Genomic DNA, 22,634 nt, shown 5'->3' with positions numbered 1-22,634 from the left:
CGCCGTGACAGGTCGGAACCTCTGCGTACGCCCGTCGTCACCTGACCTGGAGGGGCCCGTGAAATCGACCCGCTTTTGCCTTGCCTGTGGCAACGCGTTTGCGCCGCTGCCGCATGTCCCCCGCCAACGATATTGCTCCTCGGAGGCTTGTCAGCGCGCCCGGCGACGCGACTGGCAGAGCAACCGGCTCCGTAACGACAGTGACTATCGCGACAACCAGGCTCGCGCCCAGGCGAAATGGCGCGCGGGCCACTCGCGCTACTGGCGTGAATATCGGGGTGCGCATCCGGCGTATTGCGAGCGCAACCGCAGTATGCAGCGATTGCGCAATGCGCGGCGGGCCTCCAGGCCAATTGCAAATATGGACGTCATCAAGCTTCCCCGGCCGCTGGACTCTGGCTTCTACCTGCTGTCTCGCGCGGCTGACGCCGGCGTTGCAAAAATGGACGCGTGGACCGTTCACATCGCCGTGCTGTCTACGCCGACTGCGCCGCCGACGTGATTGCAAATAGATGACTTGATACGCATTGGTTTCGAGCCTGCTACCTTTGCCTTGTCGCCGTTCGCTTTCGACCGCGACCATTCGATGGTTCGCATCGGGCGTTCACTTGCGTCCGATGCGTGCGGCCTGTCCGTGTTTGAGTTGCGGGGTGGAGCATGTCATTCAATAGCGCGGATGCGCCGGTCGACGCCAGTTCTTCTGCCGGGCGCGCAGCGGAATACGTACGCATGTCGACCGAACACCAGCAGTATTCCACCGAGAATCAGCGCGACCGAATCCGAGAGTATGCTGCCCGCCGTGGACTCCAAATCGTCCGCACCTATGCCGATGAAGGCAAAAGCGGCCTTCGAATTGACGGCAGGCAGGCACTTCAAAACCTCATCTCCGATGTCGCCAATGGCAGCGCTGATTTTTGCGTCATCCTCGTCTACGACGTGAGCAGGTGGGGGCGATTCCAGGATGCCGACGAGAGCGCTTATTACGAGTACATCTGCCGGCGCGCCGGCATTCACGTCGCGTATTGCGCAGAGCAGTTTGAGAACGACGGGTCGCCCGTCTCGACCATCGTGAAAGGCGTGAAAAGGGCGATGGCTGGCGAGTACAGCCGCGAATTGTCGGCGAAAGTCTTCGCGGGCCAGTGCCGTCTGATTGAGATGGGGTTTCGGCAAGGAGGTCCCGCCGGCTACGGACTGCGCCGCGTCTTGGTCGACGACCATGGTCTCATGAAAGCAGAACTGCGCCGCGGCGAACATAAGAGTTTGCAGACAGACCGGGTAATTCTCATGCCAGGACCGGAAAGCGAGGTGCGAACGGTCAACCTGATTTATGACTGGTTCATCGATGGGTCGCTCGACGAATACGAAATCGCCGCGCGTCTGAACGGTATGCGCGTTCGGACTGACCTCGACCGGGAATGGACACGAGCCACGGTACGCGAGGTGTTGACCAACGAGAAATACATCGGCAATAACGTGTACAACCGTGTGTCGTTCAAGCTGAAGAAGATGCGTGTGACCAACACACCTGATATGTGGATTCGAAAAGAAGGTGCATTTCAGGCAATTGTTCCGAGCGAGACGTTCTACACGGCTCAAGGCATCATGAGAGCCCGGGCGCGTCGCTATTCAAACGAGGAATTAATCGAGCGGCTGCGCGGCCTGTATCGAAGTCGAGGATTTCTTTCTGGTGTCGTGATTGATGAAACCGATGGCATGCCATCCACGTCGGTCTACGTGTACCGTTTTGGCAGTCTGATTCGCGCGTACCAGACGGTTGGTTTCACACCCGGCCGGGATTACCGTTATATCGAAACCAACCGCTTCCTGCGGCAACTCCATCCGCAAATCGTCTCGCAAACGGAAACGAAAATCGCGGATTTGGGTGGCACAGTGATACGCGACCCCGCAACTGACCTCCTGACGGTCAACGAGGAGTTCACAGCCTGCATCGTGCTCGCGCGGTGTCAAGCACATGACAATGGGCGCAATCACTGGAAGGTGCGCTTTGATACCAGCCTACTGCCGGACATCACAGTAGCCGTGCGACTCGACCAGACCAACGAATCGACGCTGGACTACTACCTATTGCCACATCTGGATTTTTGCCAGCCTCGCATTCATCTGGCGGACCAGAATCCCATCGAGTTTGAGAGCTATCGCTTCGATACGTTGGATTACTTGTATGGCATGGCCGAACGCGCCCGTCTCAGGAGAGTAGCGTGAATTCGCGGCAGCAGCCCGGAGAAATCCGGATGGTCCCCATCTCCCAGATTGAAGTTATCAATCCGCGAGAACGCAATGGTCGCGTTTTCAAAGAAATCGTCGACAACATCAAGACCATCGGTCTCAAAAAACCTATCGTGGTCACGCCGCGAGCCACGACCAGCGGCGTAGAGAAATATCTGCTTGTGTGCGGCGAAGGCCGATTAAAGGCATTCCGCTCGCTTGGAGAGGCGACCATCCCCGCGCTCGTTGTCAGCGTCAGCGACGAGGACGCGTTCGTCATGAGTCTGACTGAAAACATCGCGCGCAGACAGTGTCGCCCTCTCGAACGGCTCGCTGGCATTCGGCAATTGCAGGAACAGGGATATGCGCCAAAGGTCATCGCCGAAAAGACAGGGCTTACGGCGACCTACGTTCACGGCATCCTTACGCTGCTGCATCAGGGTGAAGAAAGACTTGTGGTGGCGGTGGAGAAAGGCCTCGTTCCCCTGAATGCCGCCCTCATCATCGTCGGAGCCGGCGACGACGATGCCGAGATACAGGCAGCGCTCCAGGAGGCGTACGAATCGGGAAAATTGCGGGGCAAGCAACTGATGAGCGCCCGTCGTGTCATTGAGCGAAGAAAGGCACTTGGACGAAGCACGGCGCACAATATGACCAGTAAATCTGCCGCCGTCACGACATCGAGTCTTGTGCGAACGTATGAGCGTGAAGTAGAACGCCAGAAATCCATGGTCAGGAAGGCCGAATTCACACAACAGCGACTCTTGTTTGTCGTCGGTGCATTGAGGCAACTGCTTGCTGACGAAAACTTCATCAACCTCTTGCGCGCGGAAGGGCTGGCCAGCCTGCCTAAGTACCTTGCCGAGCGTGTTTGGCCAAGCGGGAGTGCTACATGACTGGCGTCACTCTTGGATTTATTCCCGAGCCATTGTTGGTGCCTGTTTCCAGTATCTTGCCATCGCGCAGGATTGCAGCACCCGTCGTCGAGTCGCGTAAATTCAAGCAGATAAGAGCCTCCATTGAGGAGGTGGGACTCATTGAACCGCTCTCTGTAATGGCTGCGGACCAGTCTTCCGGGCAACATGTTCTTCTCGATGGCCATCTGCGCTTACTCGCTATCCAGGACCTCAAGCATGAGCGCGCCGCCTGCCTTGTCGCGACCGACGATGAGAGCTACACCTATAACAACCGTGTCAATCGCCTGTCGACAATCCAGGAGCACTACATGATACGGCGCGTAATTGAGAGAGGCGTATCGCCGGAGCGGTTGGCGAAAGCACTTTCCGTGGACGTATCCCAAATCATAAAGAAGATGTCGCTCCTCGATGGCGTATGCCCGGAAGCGGCCGAACTTCTCGGCGACCGTCAGTTTTCGGCGGAACTTGTTCGCGCTATCCGCAAAATGAAGCCGACGAGACAAGTTGAATGCGTCGAGTTGATGGTGGCTGCGAACAATGTGTCCGTTGCGTACGCCGAGGCATTACTGGTTGCTACGCCAGCGGGGCTTCTCGTGGAGGGCAAAAAGCCGCGCAAACTGACCGGGGTCAGCCCGGAGCAAATGGCAAAAATGGAGCGGGAAATGAGCAACTTGCAAGGGCAATACAAACTGGTGGAGCAGAATTACGGTCAGGACGTGTTGAATCTGGTACTCGCCAAAGGGTATCTCGCGAAACTCCTGGAAAACGAATCTGCACGCCTGTACGTCGCCCAGCATCATCCGGATTTGATGGTCGAGTTTGAGTCCATCATTGCGACCATTTCTCTCGACCAGCAGCAGTTCAGCGCGGCCGTCTAGCCAAACCCAGGCACGACCGCGGTTCGCACCGCACGCCCCGTAGTCAAACCAGCCAAAAGTCCATCGCACAGCCCACGCTGCCCAAGCGCTGAGACGGAGCGTTCAACACGAAACAATCGTCGAAGTGCTCGTATTTAGCGTAAAGTACGCGTCGTATCGGATACAAGGTATGCAATAGCCGAACTTTCGATACTTGTCCTGTCGACAAGGCCCGCACGATGCACTCTCGCGATAATTTTTCGCCATCAGTAGTCAACGCGTTACGTCAGCGCGTTCACAGCTTTTGTTCAAATCCGAAATGCCGACGTCAGACGATGGGGCCTCACTCTGATTTGTCGAAGGTTGTGATAACCGGCATTGCTGCCCACATCACCGCGGCCAGCCCTAATGGACCCCGTTATGAGCCGACGCTGACTAGCGAAAAAAGGAAGGCTGCTGCCAACGGCATCTGGCTGTGCAGCATCTGCGCGAAGAAGATTGATTCCGATGAAGTACGGTATCCAGTCAGCCTCCTCGAGGAATGGAAGCGCCAAGCCGAGAAATTCGCTGACGACGAAATGGGAAGTCCGCGCCCCGTCGTAACTACTCCAGCACAATCGGACTACACCTGCCCACACTGCACGACAGGTTTCCGCGAAAAGCAGTTCGTTTGTCTAGGATGTCGAGGTCAAATATTGTGGGGAGCAACAATCGAAGAGCGCAGGGCCGCAGCCTTGTTCTGTGCACTCGTAAGTGGATTTGCCCTTATGTCGATTTATAGCAGGTTGAATATTCCACTCATCAATCTGACATCCGGACTGCGTGGCATGATTCCATTCGCGCTCTCGATGCTAGCGGTTGGCGGAAGCGGTATCCTTGGAATTTACGTCGCAGAGCGTCTCCGAGAAGGGAAACCCCCACGAGTCATTGTTTCACGACTCGCTTGAATCCATTGATGCTTCGAAAAACACCAACACAGCTGCTTGCGTGCAACATATAAGCCTATCGTTCGACCTAAGGCGTTAGCACCAAGCTGCTGCAACTCAGTGTGCCGGTCTTTGATGCGCTAGATTGCTCTTCATTACGCTACCTAGTGGATGTGGTTCACGATGTTGTTGATAACAGCCGCGGCGAACGAACAAGCCGCACGAAGCATCTCCTCTATCTCGGGGTACCGGAGCCACGCTTTCCAGGCCGCTCCCAGAGCTGGCATGAGGGTAAGCCACATGAACAAGCGGAAAGTGCGGCGTGTTAGACGGGCTTGTCTGGCCAGAGAGTTCTCGCGTTTCTCGAGCTCGCGGCGCAGTTTTGTAGGATAGGTTTTCACTTTGCCGAGTACGGGCCCGAAAACATACTCGTATCCTGACTGCAGACGGTCAATCTGATGCCGTACGTTCTCCAGCACGGCAAGCAGAACGACCGTCACAAGGCAAAGCCCTACGCAACCTGCGACGAATTCCGTGTTCGTCGTGAGCTTGTCCAAGGCCGCGACACCTGCAATCGACACCGGCAACGCCAGCAGTTTTCCGGCAATATCACCGAAAGCACCAGTGAGCTTCGACGCGTATTCGAGCTCCGAATCTACGATTTTTTTCCGTACATCTTCGAACGCGAAGTTCTGGATGTACGCCTGAAAGTTGGCCAGATATTTTCGCCGAATGTCAGGCCAGTGCTCGCACAGAAAAGTCAAGTCGTTTGAGCCGTGCTCAGCTCCCGCCAGGGAATCCGCAATTGCGCTGCGTATGATGAGTTGACGCTCTTCGAGGTGCAGTTTGTTTGCATTCCCCTCCGATGCAAGCAACCCAAGTAAGCTGAGATGGTTAAGGTCGAAGTCGAGCGCTTTCTCCTCGACCTGTATTTCGGCCAATGCGGTCTTACGGACTTTCGTGGCATCGGTCGGCAGAATGAAGAGCAGTCTGTTGACCCTGCTCCCGAAGTCAACCTTGTCATCGGCGATTTGAGACAGCAACCGGATGAACTGTGCGAGCTTCTCAAGCCTCGTAATTTTCTCGGGCTTGTCAGCGTCGAGCGAGCAGTAATTCAGGTCAGCAACGTAAAAGTTCGCTGGCAGCGCGCCGAAAGCTATCTTCGGCGAATGCCGGAGCAAATCCGCGATGCTATGAAACACACGCCCCTGCTCGTTTGTTGGAAGCTGCACGTCAATGCGAAAGTGTCCGCCACCCTCATCGAACATCTCGACACTGCCGAACGCCGCGTCGAGGCGCTCGCAACGCTCCGCCAGTTGCTTTGTCTGGATGTCCAGTTCGCCTTCGAAGGCGTACGAGTAGCCCGGCGTTAAATTCGGGCGGTTGAGTGCTCGATAAAGGGCAACGACATCGTCAAACATCGTCTCACCCACCAGCAAGTGTTAGACGCAATCTGGCCATCATGTCTTCATCCAGGTTCTGGATAGTCAACGTCCGGCCTGCCTCATCGAAATACAGCTCGGACTGGGGTTCCTGGCCAAGCATCGACCTATCAAACTTCAGGAAAATCCGACCGTTGTCCAAAGAGACCTTGCTATGGCTTTTCACGACACTTTCTTGAGCGTGAAAACTCTCCGGCACCTTGAAGCGGTCGCTGTTCAGAACCTGTGCGATGTCACGCACATGCTCCGCATGCTCCGGGGGCACAACGCGGTCAATCACCGCCTCCACGTCCTCCATGGTCACTACAATATTGGCGCCCAGGCGTTGTCGCAGGAACTCCGTCAGACGTTCCCTGGCGGGACGCCTGAAGGGCCGCAACTGTTCATTCTCGGCGAACACTTTATCTACAGCCGTATACAGCCGTGTCGTCGCGGTGGTGGATGACACGCCAATTGCGCAGCCCAGCGCACTCTTGAAATATCCAGATGAGCCATCCGCTTTCTTCGCTACGAAAGACAGATAGTCGACATCTTCCGGCTCGCCTTCTTCAGCGTGCACACCAGGCGCGGCGGCTGTAGCAAGGTATTCATCGACCCGTATTAGCGCGGCCTGATGAAGCTTCGACATGTCCACTTCGGTCACGCTGACCGGCACGAGGTCGTGGGTCAGCTGCAAGCCACTTCGCTGCTTAATCATGGCAACTATGAATCGCGGATGACCCTCCTCGGTCTCATAATCCGCGCACAGGATGTGGCCGCCGGTCGAGGCCTGCTGCTCGAGCGCCATGCGCATAATCTCGTCAACGAGGACGCCCGACAGTTCGAGAAATGCTTCAGCGCCTCGCACACCGCCGGCGTAGCCCGAAAAACCCGTGGGAAAGGGCCCCTCACGCCGGTCGTGCGCAAAGCGGCCCCAAACCTGACGACTCTCCCGTTTTCCAAAAAGATTCACCATGCCTTCGACGAGTGAAAACACAGCGGGCAAAGTGTTGTCGAGCAAGCGGTCCTTCTTTTCGACGGTCGCGTCTCGCTGTCCCGCCTCCTTTGTGAACCCGTGAATGACGCTATGGTGAAGCTGGATTGGCATGTCGGTCTCTCGCGCCGGGGCGACGCGCTGGCAACTCGGTGCGTCAAAGTCCCGGTCTGTTTAGGTAGTTGGTTACTCGGGAAGCTCACGTTCCGTATGAGCAAATCCCGCAAGTCTATCTCAGCAACTACCTAACATGCCGCGCCTTTAGCCCGCCCAAGCGGCTCGGGTATGGGCATCCGAACAGGTGCCGACTCAACACTGTATATTTATACAGTATCTGCGAATGCGTAGCAAGCTCCCTTCCCTTCGCCAGATGTTTCAGCGAGCACCGCGGTCCGACCGAAGCAATATTCCAGTTCCATTTTCTGACCGGATGCGCAGGCTCCTCGAACAGCCAAAGCCAAGTATGTTGGGTGGATTTAGAACATTGTTGGAAAGTCTGACCCGTCCACGACGCGAATCCCTTGCACATCAGCTCATGCTCGTAGTATCCAAACGCTTCTCCGTTAATATTCGGAATAATATGCCGTAATATTGAGCAAATGGCCTGACTGCCTGCCGATTTTGACCGGAGCGGTCGTTTGGCTGCCGAAGCGCGTCTGGAGAGGGAGGCGCCGAGGAAAACACGCTAACAAAACAAGCCCTTAACCGGGGAGACCGAAGTTGAACATCCAGTCGTTAATTGCGGGGGTACCGACGCCCGCACTCGTCACGGGCGCATTTCTGGCCGCCCTCGTGGTTGCTGTCATTGCGTTTTTCTTCGGTCCGGCGATAAGGCATCTGGCTCGGCTGCGCTCTATTCAGCGTCGCATTGAAAGGTTCGAAGACGGAAATTACCCTTCACAGTTTGAGGCGGTATTCGCTGGCGACCGTCGGCTCGCGCATCTCTGGAACGAGTATGCCGAATCGTTGCACGTTCAGCGTGAGGAGCGCGATGGACAGATGGTCGTGCGCGCCGTACGCGCCACCGTGCCCGCCGAGCTGTATTTCAACAGCCAGGTCGTCGTCGACAGCCGCTTGCGCACCGAATTTTTTAAGCATGTTCCCGGAATTTTTACTGGCATCGGTATCATCGGGACATTCAGCGGGCTGATAGAAGGCCTTCACGCTTTCCAAATCAGCGATAACGCGGCGACCGTGCGCGGCAGCCTCGAATCACTTATGCATTCGGTGGGAGAGGCGTTTCTTGTGTCCGCCTCGGCAATCGCTGCGGCGATGCTAACTACGCTCTTCGAAAAGCTTCTCCTTGCCTCGCTGTACCGACGTACAGAAGAAATCGTTCATGCGATTGACGCGCGCTTTGAGGCGGGGGCCGGCGAAGAATACCTGGCGCGCCTGGTCAAGGCATCGGAGGAGTCGGCGAGCCAATCCAAAATATTGAAGGACGCTCTCGTCAAGGAGATGGGAGAGCTGCTGCGTGAGTTGACTAACGCGCAAATCGAGGCGAGCAAAGAACAAACCGCACTGGTCGCGGAGGCGGGTCGCCAGAACAATGCGGCTCTTGGACAGGTTATCGCGGAGAGCATCCAGCAGGGTCTCAAAGGCCCGCTCGATGAAATTGCAGCAACGGTCAAAAGCGCCAGCGGCGACCAGAGCGCAAGCGCCGGACGGATGCTGCAGGACGTGATGACGAGCTTCAGCCAACGTCTAAATGACTTGTTTGGCGGCCAGATTTCGGGGCTTACCGAACTTAACCAGCAAACCGCCCAGAGCATCCAGCAAGCCGTTACCACCTTGCACACCCTGGTCTCGAACATCGAAGCTTCGAGCCAACGTTCGACAGATGCGATGGCGCAGCGCATGGCGGAGGCCATCGAGAAGATGGAGTCGCGACAGGAGGCAATGAACGCCCAATCGGCTGCATTCATCGAGCAACTGCGTCAATTAGTCGCGACATCTCAGTCGGAGACGAGCCAGAAATTGCAGACGACGCTCGAAACGCTTGGCACGCATGTGGGAGAGATGCTGACCACACTGAGTGGCGCGCAGAAAGAAGTATTTGAGAATAATCGGGCACGCGAGAGCGCCATGTCTGAGCGTGCGACTGGGGCTGTTACAGCAATGTCCGAATCCGTCGATGCCGTTGTCAAGGAACTGGGTGTTGCGACGACGCAGATGGCGCAAAGCGTCGCTACCTTGACCCAGACCACCGCTTCATCGGTAGACCGTATGCACGCTGGCGCTGAAGCATTGGGTACGGCGTCGCGAAACTTCGCCGCCGCTGGCGAGCGCGTCGCCAGCGTCATGGGTCAAACCGCCGATGTCTCGACCAAGCTCGCCGCAACGGCGGGGAATCTGACAAGCGGGGCGGGAGCCATCCAGGAATTTCTGGGCGACTATCGCGCTCATCGCGACAGCATCGGCCAACTTGTCACGGAGTTGCGCGCCACCGTCGAGTCCGCACGAAGAGAGGCCGCATTGACTGGCGACATTCTCAATCGAATCGAAACATCTACCGGCCATCTCGGCGCGGCGCAAAAGCAGGCCGACGAATACCTCGCCGGTGTGAGCCGCGTTCTGGCAGATGCACACGGCGCGTTCGCGACTGAAGTGAAGCGCACGCTGGATAAAGCGAATGCCGAGTTCCATACAAAACTGACTTCGGCAGTGGGGTTGCTTTCGTCAGCAGTCGGTGAGCTGGAAGTCACGCTTGCCGCGATGGGAACCCTGACGCCGGCGCGGAGGTAGACGATGTTTGGAAGTCAAATCGTCGTCAAGCGAGGAAGCCGTGACGAGGCGGAGAAACCCTTCTGGATTTCCTTTGCTGACTTGATGACAGCGCTGATGGTGCTCTTTCTCGTGGTCATGGGGGTGGCATTGCTGGCCGTGACGAAGAATGTAACGGAGAAGGAAAAGCGCGAAGAGCAGCATCGGAAGGACATCGAGCTAATTCTTGACCGGTTTCAAGCTGCATCTAAGCGCTATAACGGCATCAAGATAGACCGTGACCGGCATGTCATCGATTTTGGAGACCGCGCGCGCTTTGCATTTGGAAAATCAAATCTGGCGCCCGAGCAGGAAGCCGTGTTGCGTCAATTCGTTCCCGAAATCCTGACCTTGGCGAACGGTGACCTGGGCAAACGCGTACTTAAGCGCGTGGTTGTCGAAGGCTACACCGATAGAACCGGTACATACCTGAGCAATCTTAATCTCAGCCTTCAGCGCAGCGAGCGGGTGTTGTGCAGCATGTTTGCTACGGCTGGTGCGAGTCTGCTCGTCGAGAACCAGAAGGAAGACGTACGAAACCTGTTCCTGGTCGGCGGATATTCGTTCAATGATTCGAAGGAGACGGACGAAGAGAGTCGCCGCGTCGAGATGCGTCTCGAGTTTCTGGGTGTTGGCGAAGAAAGAGCTGCGGTCCCGGTGCAATCGGGGAACTTTGGCGACTGCGCACTGCGATGAATGCACTGAGCTACCTCGCGTCCTTACTGCAATCGTCCGTCAGCGAGGAGACGCAACCGATTCGCTTGAGCGATGAAATCGACGCACTTCTTGAGGAACTGAAAGCGCGTGCAAAATCAGGTGGCGGCCGGGAACCCGTGCACGACCATCAGCTCGACGCGGTCCGACGATACTGGAATAGCCAGGAAGTGCCCACGTTCCGCGACGCATACTTACTGTCCTTTGGCTTATGCATTCCGCACCGCCCTCAAGGTGAGTGCGTCATGGAGGACCGACCACGCTTGCAGCGTGTCCTCGACAGTGTCGACGGCTACATAGCCAGGACAGCGTCATATAGGCGCTGCTATCAAGGACTCGCAAAGAGCTATTTCACTTACGACGTGGACGCGCCTGAAGCGGCGCCCGCCGGAAAGAAGAATTGGTTGACTTTGCGGGACTATCTTCACGACCGCAACCGTGAGATACGAGACAGCAGACCGGGCCCCGCATGGGTTGACACAGCAATTGAGAATCGACAGCTTTTCAACGAAGCGCCCTGCACTCCCTATGTGAGCCAGCTGCTGCGCGGTGACGAATCGCATATCGACCGCATTTGTGAGCAGCTTCAAATCGGAAAAGAGTCATGGTTCTTGCGCCAGCTCGTGCTGACGCAGGTTGAGGGCGCGACGAAACTTGACGACAACGCGTTTGTGAGCCTGTTACCTCGCTTGCTCGGCCTGCTAGCCCATAACGAAGTGCTCCGCGACCGAGGAACGATTCTGCTCCTTGACCGATACGCACGGGTCTCTGGCAGCCCGCTCCATCCCAGACTTCGTGACCATGCTGTTACCTGGTGGGGCAATCCGTGGTTGCCGTCAAATGCGACACGATGGGGCGGCGTCGTGCCCGCGGCTCGAACAATGGTCTCTGACTGGTTGAAGCTCGAATTTATCGAGACCTTCTTTACGAAGCTGGCAGAGGACGGGCTCGCCGACCGTCGCCGAATGGAATTCTGGAAGCGATATGTCAAGTCCATTGATGACATCGAGTTTGCATTAGGCTCAACCGCACGTAATTCGCGTGAACCTGACCTCGTCGCGCTGCGTAAGAAAATGAAGGGTCTGACTCGCGAACTCGACGCCTCCGGTGCCAACAACGCTTTCATCATGACGATGGGTAAGCTGGTCGCGGTGGAGTTTAGTGGCCTCGGAAACGCGTTTTATGGCTATGACGCCAGTCGTTCGCTGCCCTTCAATACGAGTCAGACATTGAAGCTCGGGAAAGACGAGCGGAATTCGCTCAAACGTTCGAATCGCATGCTCTGGCTCAAGCACGGGGATGGCATTCATGGCTGGAATCGCTGGGAGGATATGTTCGAGGCAACGCTTCGCGAGAGTTTTCAGATTCTCCCCTCTGTCGACACCTCACGTTCTTCTACCAGAAGCCAGGCTGCTAACGAACGCACGCGGCCGACGAGTCTGGGCACGTCTCGCGAGAACACTCGCTCGACGCAGAACCACACTGCAACGCACGAATCCTACTCGCATGTCGCGCTCAAGCGATTCGCGGCAACGCATGGTCTGCAAATCGATGACCGGACTGCACTCGGCGGAAACTTGTGGGTTCGCGGAGACGAGGACGATGGGCATATCGGCCAGGTCCTGGCGGATTGGGGCTTCCATGTGAAGCCGGGCAAGGGTTGGTGGAAATAAGGCGAAACTGTGTTCAAGTTATTCAAGCCGGCAAAAGCCCGAGACGTCGCGACCTGGGAGCGACAGTGGTCGGATAAGGGCATCGTTCTGACCCGTCGAATGGAAGGCCCGGGTGCGATGGTCGACGGAGACCTCGTCGGGGGCTACCTCACGCAGCTCACCGATGACGGCCTCGCCAACCCGGTCGAGGACGGATTCTTGTTGGACTGGCAGTCGGTATATGAAATCCTCGAGCGGCAGGACTACGGGCAGCTGCGCGACGTTTTTCGAATTCCACCGCTCACCGAGTTCCGTCCATACCTGCGAAGCGGCCATTCGCTGGTCGACCGCGAGTTCGGTATTGCGGTAGATGGATGGCGCGTCGATGGTGGCCGCGAATTTCAAGGCACTCTCACGGGGCCGGTGATGTCGGAAGGCACCACAGAGACGCTGATGCGCCCCGGGCAATGGAAGCTTTTCAAAGCGGTGGTTGCGTTCTCGCGCCGTGGTGACGAGGACCGCTCCGATTTGGCCAACCGGCAAGGTTGGGGGCGGATTCGCAAGCTCGCGCTTGACGCCGAAGCCGGACTCGATGATTTTCTCTACCGCTCGGTGGTGTTGAGTCCCGAAAAGCTCAATATCGGTCTGAGGCGGTCGGTCGAAGTGGCGGACGACCACGTAGTCGAAATCGAGCCAAGCTTCGACGGCGCACCAGACGACTGGCTCGACACCTTTGACAGGGCTCGCGAGATTCGTGACCGATATGACATCACGACCCGAGAAGGAATCGTCCAGGTTCTAGTCACGCCGAAAGTGAAGACGGTGCTTCGTGAAATCAAGCGCTTGCCCGGACGGCGCGTCGCCGGCTCACGGGCACAGGCGTTTTTGCTCAATCCCTACGCGGCGCTGGGCGCTGATGCCGTCGACGTCATCGAAGAGTCGCAGTTCGAGCGCGCTCGCGAAGACGCCGGTCTCGACTACGAACGCTTTGTACCGACGTTCGAGCGCGACGCTGCGGGCTATGCACTGCGCGTCGGCCTGCTTGTTGAATCGGCCGTGGCGAGTGGACCGACCTCCTCGAAGACGCATTGGCTCGACGACAACGAGCTTTCCACGTTCGTCTCGGCTCTTTCCCGGTCGCTCGCGCTTGGCCACCAACTGCTTGCCTGGCAGGGTTACGACCTTGCTCTGCAGGGGGATTCGGAGCTGCACCTCAAGGAATTGTCGGCTGCACTCGCGCAACGTCGCACCCCTCCCACGCTGGTCTCCTACGCTCAGGTCCATGACCTGGGAGGCTACTCGACGCGCATCGAATCGATTGGTGTAGAAAAGCCCTACCATTCGCCGTATATCGCGAAGAAGGATGAAGGTGAGGGTTGGTTTCCTGAGAACATCCTGCCCGTCATTGTTTACCAGCCAAAAGACGGTGGCGAGCCGGTAGCGGTGCCGACCAACAAGCCGGCCATCGAGAAACTGAAGAACGACGTACTGGAAGCTGACGCGAAAGGCGTGGCAAAGCTCGACGTTGGCTGGCTCAAGGACCCTATTTCGCTGTCGGATGCGAAAGAAATCATCTCCACGTTCGAAAGCCTTTTCTCCGATTTGGAATCGGGCAAGCAGTTTGACCCGGAGAATCAACGCAAACGCCGCAGCGAACAGGCGACCAAGAAGCAGCTAGTTCTCCGCGCGAACATCCAGGCACTCGAATACGAGGAGCTGCGTCGTGAGGCGCTACAGTCTGTACCGGCGAGTCCGAAGCTTCCGCAAAGCATTCGCCCAGGCTTCGCCTTGCTGCCGCATCAACAGACAGGCCTCGCGTGGATGCAGCATCTCTTCAGTCTGCAAACCGATTACCAGGTCCGCGGCGCCATCCTTGCAGACGACATGGGGCTGGGCAAAACCTTCCAGTTGCTGGCGCTCATGGCCTGGTTGCTGGAGAAGGACGCCAACATGAATCCCATGCTGGTGGTCGCGCCTGTCTCATTGCTGGAAAACTGGGCGGAGGAAGCTAACAAGTTTTTTCAGCCGGGGGCATTGCCGCTGTTGACTGCGTACGGCGAGAGTCTTGCCGAGTTTCGCGTACCACGCGGCCAGATAGACCAGCGTCTGCAGACTGAGGATGGTCTGGTCAAGTTTTTGAAGCCCAACTGGATTGGCGATGCCAAAGTCGTATTGACGACGTACGAAACATTGCGCGACCTGGAGTTTTCGTTCGCCGCGCAGAAGTGGTCGTTGATGGTGTGCGACGAGGCACAGCGCATCAAGAATCCAGCGGCAATGGTAACCAGGGCCGCCAAGAAGCAAAACGTGGCGTTCAGGATTGCCTGCACGGGGACACCGGTCGAAAACACACTCGCCGATATGTGGTGCCTTTTCGACTACGTGCAGCCGGGCTTGCTGGGTGCACTGAACGATTTTGGTGAGCGGTATCGGAAGCCGATTGAGGCGAAGACGGACGAAGAAAAGTCCCGTGTCGAAGAGCTGCGCGCTCGCATCTCACCGCAAATTCTCCGGCGCCTGAAGACCGAGGTCGATACGGGGCTGCCGCCGAAAATTGTGGTCGAAGAATGCCGGCGGCTCCCAATTTCGGGCGTTCAGCGCAACCTTTACGCGAAAGCGGTCGACGGCTTTAAACGGCGCAAAGAGCCTGACCATACGACGCCGTTCAAAAATCACCTTGGATTGCTTCATTATCTCAGGCTGGTGTGTACCGACCCGAGAGTACACGGCTTGAGCGTGTTCAAGCCGGAGCCGATGGGCGACTATCGCGCGAAATCTCCGAAGCTCGACTGGCTGCTCAAGCAGCTCTCCGAAATCAGGGCGAAGGGCGAGAAGGCAATCGTCTTTTGCGAGTTCCGGGAGATTCAGCGACTTCTGCAGCACTACATCGAAGCGGAGTTCAGCTATCGTCCCGACATCATCAACGGGGACACGAGTGCGTCATCGACTCATGTCGCCAGTCGGCAAAAGAGAATCAAAGCCTTTCAAGAAGCGCCGGGCTTCGGCGTTTTGGTGCTTTCGCCCGTGGCCGTTGGATTTGGCGTGAACATCCAGGCGGCGAACCATGTTGTTCACTACTCACGCACCTGGAATCCCGCCAAGGAAGACCAGGCGACCGACCGCGCGTACCGCATCAATCAGAAGAAGCCGGTGTACGTCTACTATCCAACTGTTTGGGCGGACGATTTCACGACGTTCGATGTCAAGCTTGACCAGTTGCTTGCCCACAAGCGAGGGCTATCAGAGGACATGCTTAACGGTGCGGGAGACGTAGCGCCGGGCGATTTCAATATCGCAGACGTTGTGCCACATTCACAGACCAGCGGCCTGGATGAGCGCATCACTTTGGACATGGCGCTTCGTATGGGATGGCAGCATTTCGAGTGTCTCGTCGGCGCACTCTGGAGTAAGCGCGGATTCAACTGCTATCGGACACCGGGCACGAATGACAATGGTGTCGACATTGTGGCCATCGACGGGAAACGAGGTCAGCTTATTCAGGCCAAGACCAGCGGAACTGATGGTACGAAACTCGGTTGGGACGCTGTAAAGGAAGTTGTGGCGGGTGAAGCGTTCTACCGGCGCAGGCACCCGAATGTCTCGTTCGAGAAAGTCTGCGTCACAAATCAATTCTTTAATGCGCAGGCACAAGAGAATGCGAATTTGAACTCAGTAGAGTTGATTGACCAGGCGTATCTCGCCGACCTGCTTCGGACGTACGAAACGACCATGCTCGAGGTCGAACGAATGCTCTTCGTCGAATGGCAGTCGGCGGACCTTGCGGATTAAATCAATGAGATGACCATCGGGATAGTGCCGTCTTAAGCATCGTGGGCAGATTCGCTGCCGAACATGGATGACGCTGTTATGCAATGTATCGACCTGCAGCCTGCGGTAGCGGCGGACCGAGGGTCACTCGGCGCCGGTGCTTATCGGCAGAGCTTGACGTCTGCGCCGCCCGTCACACCGACCCGGTGTTTGGGCCGGCGCGACAAGGTTCGGGTGTTCAGCGACTGTACCGTATGAGCTTCGCCGACTGGTTCATGGCGAACCGACGTCATCAAAAATCAGGGGCATCGGTTCGGTCTCGGCTGACGGCTGGCTGGTCGGCAGGTTGTCGTGCCACGCGGCATAAGTAATCGACGTTCCTTTGAGTCGCCATGAATTGCGCCCATTGTCGGTTCTACCCAGGACCGTAGCGGATGCTGCACTGGGACTGACAAACGCCACATCCTGCGCGAAGACCAGATGGGAGCCGTCCGACGACTGTTGCAAGGAGCCAAGACTTTGCAGACTTTCTCGCAACTGCTGATATGAGTGCGGCTGTCCCGACCATCCCAACCGCGCTTGCGACTGTGCGAGAACGGTGAAAGAGCTGGTACTTTTCCGCGCGAGTGCGACGAGACCGTGCTTGGCACTTTCGAGCTCGAAGTAGATGCCGTTGCTATCCGATGACAGCTCGGCCAGCAGCTCCTTTGCAACTTCTGCCTTGCTCTTTCGTTCTTCCAGTCGCCAGTGCGTCTCGAACACGTTCATTACCAAAGTCTGCTGCGCTTGCATGACATTGGCCGTCCACTCCGGATGCTGCAGCACCTGTGTAGTAAGGGCGAAACCGGAAACGCCCCCTTTGGTGAAATACGAATTTTTCTTCCAGGCAAACTCGCGGTTGCTCGCGGAGCTATTTTTCTTGCGACTTAACAGAACGAGGTTACCAAGCCGATGGACCCAGCTTTGATAGATTTTCGTGTCGGGAACCCAGGTCGCCCATTGACTGTTCGGAGCAGGCTGTTGGGGCATTACGTGCTCCACCGAGACGACGTCATGCTCGTAGACCGCGGCGCCATCGGACAAAAGACGGTCCAGGCGCAAAAGCAGCAGCGCCACTGCCCGCGCAGAATGGGTGTCATACAGTGGGCCGTTCAGTACCGAATAGGTGTCGTATTGCTCACTCGGAGACAGTTGCAGCGGTGACGCCTCGGCGAACAGATTCTGGCCATTTTCGATAGCCCCCGTCAGTGCAGAAAAACGCTCAACACGACCGTTGACGCCAGTTTTCCGCGCGAGCATCGAATACGCCAGGCGTTCGAGGTCACGGAAGAAAGCCAGCATCGTAGCCGGTTGCTCGGCATGCCGTACGTAAAACGCCAAGGCAGGCGGCAGCCAGTCCTTGAATTCCAGCTTGTTGAGCCAACGCAGATGCTCGTTCACCAGTTCCGCATGCTGTGTGCTTGCGTAATCCGCGCCGCTGAGAGCGGCAAGCGCCTGCGCCATCGGCAGCAAAACCGTGTCGACAAATGTCTGCGGCGTGGTCGCCTGCGTAACGTGCTCCTTGAATTCCTTGAGCAAAGTCCCTTGCGGTTTGGCTTTGCGATAGACCATGCGAATATGGCTGAACAGGTCGCCAAACTCGTCGCGCCCCAGGTCCTCCTCGGCGTCTTCCCACTTCTTCGTGTACGTCTCACGAAGACCAGATTCGATGCCCCCAATGATTTCCGCCTTCAAAATGTCCGTTGCGCTCAAGTCCAGGCCGCGACTGTTGAGAACACCGAAGATGCGGTACGCCGAATCGAGGTCGGGAGTCGCCACGGTGACAAGGTAGCAACGCGTGATGATGAACTGAACGAGCCGTTTGAGCTTGGGTTCTCCCAGGTTCACCAGTCCGCTCATGAAAACCTTGGCGTTTGCCCGCAGGCGCGCCTGCGCACTGGGCAGCGTCGAATTGAGTTCAATGAGTTTGGTGAGACCGTCCTCATGTTGAACATATTGACGGAAGAAGTCTCTGTCTCGCTCGCGCAATGAAAGCCGGTAGCTCGCCTCGGTGGCTGAGACAACGTCGCCGTGCTCGTAAATACGCTTGGTGATGCCGGCTTGCACGGCACGGTCACTGATTGTGGCTCTGATGGCTGAAAGCAGTAGCGTCAATGTCGTCAGGCGCTGTTGACCATCGACTACGGTGGCGTCAGGCGACGTTTCGCTTTTGATGAGAACGATGCTCCCGAGGAAATAAGGCACACCGTCGGCAAGTTGTTCCGGGGACGCGTCGAGCGCACTCAGCAAGTCGTCCAGGAGCTCTTGCGCCTGGTCGTTTCCCCAGGAGTAAGGGCGCTGATAGCCCGGGATGGTAAATACATACTCGTCGCTGAAGATTTTTTGCAGCGTTTGTTCTTTTGCCGTGAGCGTGTGCGACACCTGTAATCCCCGGGAAGTGATTTGAAGCGTTTTGAGATTGCCAATATACCGGCTTTCCCAAGGTTCGAGCTAGCGTCGCGGTTCCCGTTGCGGCGCCTCTGACGCCCGAGAAATCGAGCATTACACCACCGTTTCCGCCGACGGCCATCCGGACTTTCAAGTCCTATAGTAGCTCGGCCAACCGACTTCTCCCGGTGTTCGGAAACAAATGCGTCATGCCGTGGCGCGGGGTGAATTGCAAAGGCGTGCGCAGGAACGGTGGTGCGTCGTGCGCGAATGGTCGCCTGAAACAATGCACTAGCAAAAGTCAGAGTCGGATTGCGCGTGCGACCCAGGCTTTGCAACGAATCGCCGTAGCGCGACCAGTACGCGTGTGTAAACTTGGCGAATAGTCCCTTGCCCGTTATACGTTTGCTGACGGCGATGACCGCGTCGCTTCAGTCCTCACTGCATTCTGTCCAGCCGCAACGGTTGCGGAACCTCACTGCAGCATTCACAATCGACGTATGCGTGTGTTTTTACACGCATTTTATGATATATGGCTATGCGGAATTCTGCGCCCCCTGGAACTGTTGACGCTCATTGGTCAAAGCTCGCCTCACGCGCCATCCGGGTCGCGTTGGCACGCCGCGACGTCAGTTACGCACAACTTGCCGACGCGCTAAATACTATGGGCTTGTCCGAATCGTCACGTTCTGTGGAAGGCAAAATCCAGCGCGGCACCTTCCGCTTTTCCTTCTTCCTTCAGAGCTTGGCCGCCTCGGACAACCAATACCCCGAGCGATGGACTGTTCCCCTGCGCAGCGGCAACACCTGGGAAAAGTGTGCCGCTGACGTCATGCAGACGGAACTCGTGGCCCAGCCATGGCTGAACCATATCCTGCTTTCTCAGCGCCTGGCCGAAATCGGCGTCGAGGTGGCCGCCGTGACATTGAAGGGCCAGATAGTGGACGGAACGCTTTCCACTGCATTGTTTCTTCAATGTGCCACGGTCTGCCGATTCCCTGACCTCCATTTCTTTCTCGACAGTCAAGACATGATTGAGGCCGCCGTCGCGGGAGCGTCGGCTCGGTAAGCCAGCGCCGCGGACAAAAATTTCTTGCTTTTCTTCATGGCAAGTCTATATTTTGCCCTGTGCGGAGCGCGTGTAAAAACGCACGGTGACGGTGGCTCGTGAAGACACTTTGGTCGTCAGAGTGCGTCGCGGGCTGCTCCGGCAATGCGGACCGGCATCATATTGCGTGATGGAACGCCCTGCCCCTTGAGACTTGGAGGTAACCATGCCTGTCTGGAGAGTGGCGGATGTCAGCGCTGAGCCTGAGATGTCAATTTCCGACTGGCAAATCCTGGAAACGCAACTTGGCTCCAGGCACTTCGTGGGCTGCGATGTGCGCAACCTCACCGGCCGTGTCAGCACCGCCATTCAAGAGTTCGACCCGGCCGTACTACGCGGCGTCACGTCGTCTGGGCGCGTCTATCAGCTTGTTGGACCTCGTGGATGGTCCGAGAACGGACGGTATCTCTGGGAACGGTGGTGCAAGGTCAACGACATCACGTCCTACACAGATGTCACGGCCGAGTCGCTAGTGCAGAGGCCGTAATGACCACGCCGGCTGAGCGAACCAAAGCTGTACTCGGTACCCGCGATTTCCTGGAGATACTCTCGCGCGCGGACGAAGTTACGATTCACGGCCTTGTACAGTCGGTCGCTGCGAGTCTCCTACGGCACTACCCTTTGAAAGTCGACCTCGATTTATCGGCAGAGGCGCTTCCGACAGTCTGGGCACCGCCATCAACGCCCGGCGGCAAAGGCGAGCAGGTCGCACGCGAGTTCAACCTCGCGCATCAGACATGGACTGTTAAGAAGTCGCATTTCCAGGGAGAAGCGGATGGCACGGATGGCGAGTGATGGAAGCCAAGATAGTGCGCATCACGACGCCCGGGCCTTGCGAGTTATACACATGGCCGCCGTGGCAGCAGTCTTGTTCGACCCCACGGCCGCTGCTGCGCTTCTTGAGATTCCAGATGCAGAGCTGGGCAGGCTTTTCAAAATCCGTCTCATGCGAATCGCTGGCCTGTCAACGGCCTTGAACCTGGAAGTCAGCTCGACTCATGGTCGAATGCAGTCGGCATCGAATGGCGGCAAACGCGGTTCAAAGCGCAGTAAGTCGGCACGTTACGCCCTTATCGCCAAGGGAAAGCTTCTGCACTTAACAGACTTCCTCACGGCCTCGGGCATCTCCGAGCACAGGCTGGCCAAGGACCTCGCCGCCCGTCGCCTGTTCAGCGTTGAGATTGGGAGGGACGCCTACTATCCGGCGTTCTTCCTGGTCGATGAGCTGGACCGTAAGACTTTGGCGAAGGTATCGAGACGGCTGGGTGACCTCACCGGCTGGAGCAAGTGGAGCTACTTTACGACCCCGAACGCGTCGCTCGGCAGTTCGACACCGCTACAGGCACTCATGCGTGGCGATGCAAAGCTGGTACTGCGCAGTGCCGCGGCTTTTGTTGAGCAACGACAGTAGCCTCGCTGACGAGGCGCTGCCGCCAGCATGCGTTCCTGAGACCCCGAGCACCGTCACAAAGTTAGAGGCGAAGACCGGGGAAGAAGATTTACTCGGCGGCGGACGCAATCAGATGCTCCGCCTCCTGTTGTACGAACAGCCACCCCTCGCGCGAAATCCGCGCAGCCTCTTCGATGACCTGGTAGCTCAGCTCACAATTATCGATGTCCGTGATGCTCATCAGCGAGGTCGGAAGCAAAGGCTTCTCCATTCGAGATTTTGAAAAGAAGGGCATCGGCGATTGCATCAGCATCGTCCGTGTCGTCGCTGAGAATTTCCTCTGCCACCCGGCGAGCGATGCCGACGAGTACCTTCTACTTCTCGGGTAGGTCAGGAACAGAAACGCCAGACGCTATTCCAACCGTCCGCACCGCCTCGAGACACATGCGAGGACGAAACTGCCCAACCCGCGCCATCTTCTCCGGCTTCGCGGTCTCGTTTTTCCACAGGAGCGCGTCGCCAGCGCCACCGAATTGTTCGTAGACCATTTTATGGGCCGATTCATGGTAGGCAACATTGCGGAGTTCTCGGGCGCCAATCTTTCATGCATCAGCGTGTCTAGCACCCGACCCAATGGCGGTCGCACTGTCGTCCGGTGCTGAGCGGAACAAAGGGCAGGTATGGCACGCCGGGCTAGAGTGCAACTCCGTGCGTTTCGGTGCTCATCGCCCCCTGGTCAGCCAGATGCAGGATGCGAGCTTTCCTGATGCAGACACCCAACTAGAATCACTTCGAACGCCTGGTTGCCCAGACGCGACAACATAGCCGCAGAAAAAAATTCTTGAAGTGCGGTGCGACTGGCTCGCCAAGGAACGACGTTTGACCTTAACTTCCGCAGGCAACATGTCACGCTTGGCAATTTCGCCAGGCAGTCTGTCGAGGTAGCGCAATCCGAACACAGCCGATTCGGGTCAGTTGTGTCAGCGCGCTCACGAGGTATCGAAAACTACGCGTTAATGAGGTTTGCGAGTTCAAAGCCCTGCTAGCTCGGCTACATTGATTACTGAGTCTATCAAGACTATGCAAGCCATCAACTCACAATAATGCGATGCGCCGCCGGCCGTTCTCTGCCTGATTTTCCGGACAGCGATGTGGAGTACAAGTTAGAGCGATGCGGATTACAAGTGCAGGCGATGTACGGTACAAGCGGAACCGATGCGGCGTACAAGTCGAGCGGAAAAAGGCGACACAAGAATAACTACGCTACTTTGCTTTGATATTTCTGGATATGGGTCTGCGCCACCAGTGTTGCGCGTTAAGCGGCCGTCATTCGCACATATACCGATATATCTCCAACTCGCAAATGTTATCTAGTCGGTCTTGCAGAATCGCGCGAAGCCAAGCGCAGCGTGCGGATAGGTGCAGATAAGCAGTTGCGAAACTCCCAGTTTCAATATGAAATGGGCCTATC

General features: G+C 57.1%; 15 protein-coding genes. 11 read left to right on the top strand and 4 right to left on the bottom strand.

What is annotated here, in order from left to right; translation table 11 throughout:
* Window positions 1–58 precede the first annotated feature (58 nt).
* The 4 genes from QCE69_RS00075 to QCE69_RS00060 all read left to right on the top strand — a co-directional run bounded on the left by QCE69_RS00075 (window position 59) and on the right by QCE69_RS00060 (window position 4,021).
* On the top strand, window positions 59–502 hold the full coding sequence (locus QCE69_RS00075) for a hypothetical protein (RefSeq protein ID WP_309928773.1): 444 nt from the start codon (window positions 59–61) through the stop codon (window positions 500–502).
* 155 nt (window positions 503–657) lie between these two features.
* Window positions 658–2,223, top strand: coding sequence for a recombinase family protein (locus QCE69_RS00070; RefSeq protein WP_309928770.1), 1,566 nt, complete (start codon window positions 658–660; stop codon window positions 2,221–2,223).
* The gene (locus tag QCE69_RS00065) at window positions 2,220–3,122 is read left to right on the top strand and encodes a plasmid partitioning protein RepB C-terminal domain-containing protein (protein WP_309928768.1); all 903 of its coding nucleotides are present in this window, start codon (window positions 2,220–2,222) and stop codon (window positions 3,120–3,122) included. The genes QCE69_RS00070 and QCE69_RS00065 overlap by 4 nt, the downstream gene beginning before the upstream one ends.
* The gene (locus QCE69_RS00060) at window positions 3,119–4,021 is read left to right on the top strand and encodes a plasmid partitioning protein RepB C-terminal domain-containing protein (RefSeq protein WP_309928765.1); all 903 of its coding nucleotides are present in this window, start codon (window positions 3,119–3,121) and stop codon (window positions 4,019–4,021) included. Before QCE69_RS00065 ends, QCE69_RS00060 begins: the two co-directional genes overlap by 4 nt.
* Before the next feature lie 1,069 nt (window positions 4,022–5,090).
* Here the strand turns inward: QCE69_RS00060 and QCE69_RS00055 are convergent.
* Both QCE69_RS00055 and QCE69_RS00050 read right to left on the bottom strand, forming a co-directional pair.
* The gene (locus tag QCE69_RS00055; protein WP_309928763.1) at window positions 5,091–6,347 is read right to left on the bottom strand and encodes a hypothetical protein; all 1,257 of its coding nucleotides are present in this window, start codon (window positions 6,345–6,347) and stop codon (window positions 5,091–5,093) included.
* A 4-nt stretch (window positions 6,348–6,351) separates the two neighbouring features.
* A complete protein-coding gene (locus QCE69_RS00050) occupies window positions 6,352–7,455 on the bottom strand; it encodes a nucleoid-associated protein (RefSeq protein WP_309928760.1) in 1,104 nt (367 codons plus the stop codon).
* Between the two features lie 606 nt (window positions 7,456–8,061).
* Between QCE69_RS00050 and zorA the strand changes: the two genes are divergently transcribed.
* Genes zorA through QCE69_RS00030 form a run of 4 tightly spaced genes read left to right on the top strand, consistent with a single transcriptional unit; the run spans window position 8,062 to window position 16,259 of the window.
* Window positions 8,062–10,086 (top strand): anti-phage ZorAB system protein ZorA, encoded by a 2,025-nt coding sequence (zorA, locus tag QCE69_RS00045; RefSeq protein ID WP_309928758.1) that lies wholly within the window; start codon window positions 8,062–8,064, stop codon window positions 10,084–10,086.
* A gap of 3 nt (window positions 10,087–10,089) precedes the next feature.
* Window positions 10,090–10,800 carry an OmpA family protein gene (locus QCE69_RS00040; RefSeq protein ID WP_309928748.1) on the top strand — a complete coding sequence of 237 codons (711 nt, stop codon included), beginning with the start codon at window positions 10,090–10,092 and terminating at the stop codon, window positions 10,798–10,800.
* Window positions 10,797–12,491, top strand: a complete 1,695-nt coding sequence (locus QCE69_RS00035) for an EH signature domain-containing protein (protein ID WP_309928745.1) — start codon at window positions 10,797–10,799, stop codon at window positions 12,489–12,491. Before QCE69_RS00040 ends, QCE69_RS00035 begins: the two co-directional genes overlap by 4 nt.
* 9 nt (window positions 12,492–12,500) lie before the next feature.
* Entirely contained in the window at window positions 12,501–16,259 is a 3,759-nt protein-coding gene (locus QCE69_RS00030) for an SNF2-related protein (protein ID WP_309928741.1), read from the top strand.
* A gap of 252 nt (window positions 16,260–16,511) precedes the next feature.
* On the opposite strand, the gene QCE69_RS00025 is transcribed toward QCE69_RS00030, so the two are convergent.
* Window positions 16,512–18,659 (bottom strand): DUF4357 domain-containing protein, encoded by a 2,148-nt coding sequence (locus tag QCE69_RS00025; protein ID WP_309928738.1) that lies wholly within the window; start codon window positions 18,657–18,659, stop codon window positions 16,512–16,514.
* A gap of 538 nt (window positions 18,660–19,197) precedes the next feature.
* On the opposite strand from QCE69_RS00025, the gene QCE69_RS00020 reads away from it, so the two are divergent.
* The 3 genes from QCE69_RS00020 (at window position 19,198) to QCE69_RS00010 (ending at window position 21,184) form a co-directional block, all read left to right on the top strand.
* The gene (locus QCE69_RS00020) at window positions 19,198–19,734 is read left to right on the top strand and encodes a DUF6471 domain-containing protein (protein ID WP_309928735.1); all 537 of its coding nucleotides are present in this window, start codon (window positions 19,198–19,200) and stop codon (window positions 19,732–19,734) included.
* A gap of 525 nt (window positions 19,735–20,259) precedes the next feature.
* Window positions 20,260–20,568, top strand: a complete 309-nt coding sequence (locus QCE69_RS00015) for a BPSL0761 family protein (RefSeq protein ID WP_309928732.1) — start codon at window positions 20,260–20,262, stop codon at window positions 20,566–20,568.
* Between the two features lie 52 nt (window positions 20,569–20,620).
* On the top strand, window positions 20,621–21,184 hold the full coding sequence (locus QCE69_RS00010; protein WP_309928729.1) for a hypothetical protein: 564 nt from the start codon (window positions 20,621–20,623) through the stop codon (window positions 21,182–21,184).
* A gap of 88 nt (window positions 21,185–21,272) precedes the next feature.
* Here the strand turns inward: QCE69_RS00010 and QCE69_RS00005 are convergent, their stop codons facing one another.
* On the bottom strand, window positions 21,273–21,476 hold the full coding sequence (locus QCE69_RS00005; protein WP_309928726.1) for a hypothetical protein: 204 nt from the start codon (window positions 21,474–21,476) through the stop codon (window positions 21,273–21,275).
* Window positions 21,477–22,634: the final 1,158 nt, after the last annotated feature.

This window comes from Caballeronia sp. LZ032 (genome assembly GCF_031451315.1).
Lineage (GTDB): Bacteria > Pseudomonadota > Gammaproteobacteria > Burkholderiales > Burkholderiaceae > Caballeronia.
This window is presented reverse-complemented; position numbering and strand designations above follow the sequence as displayed.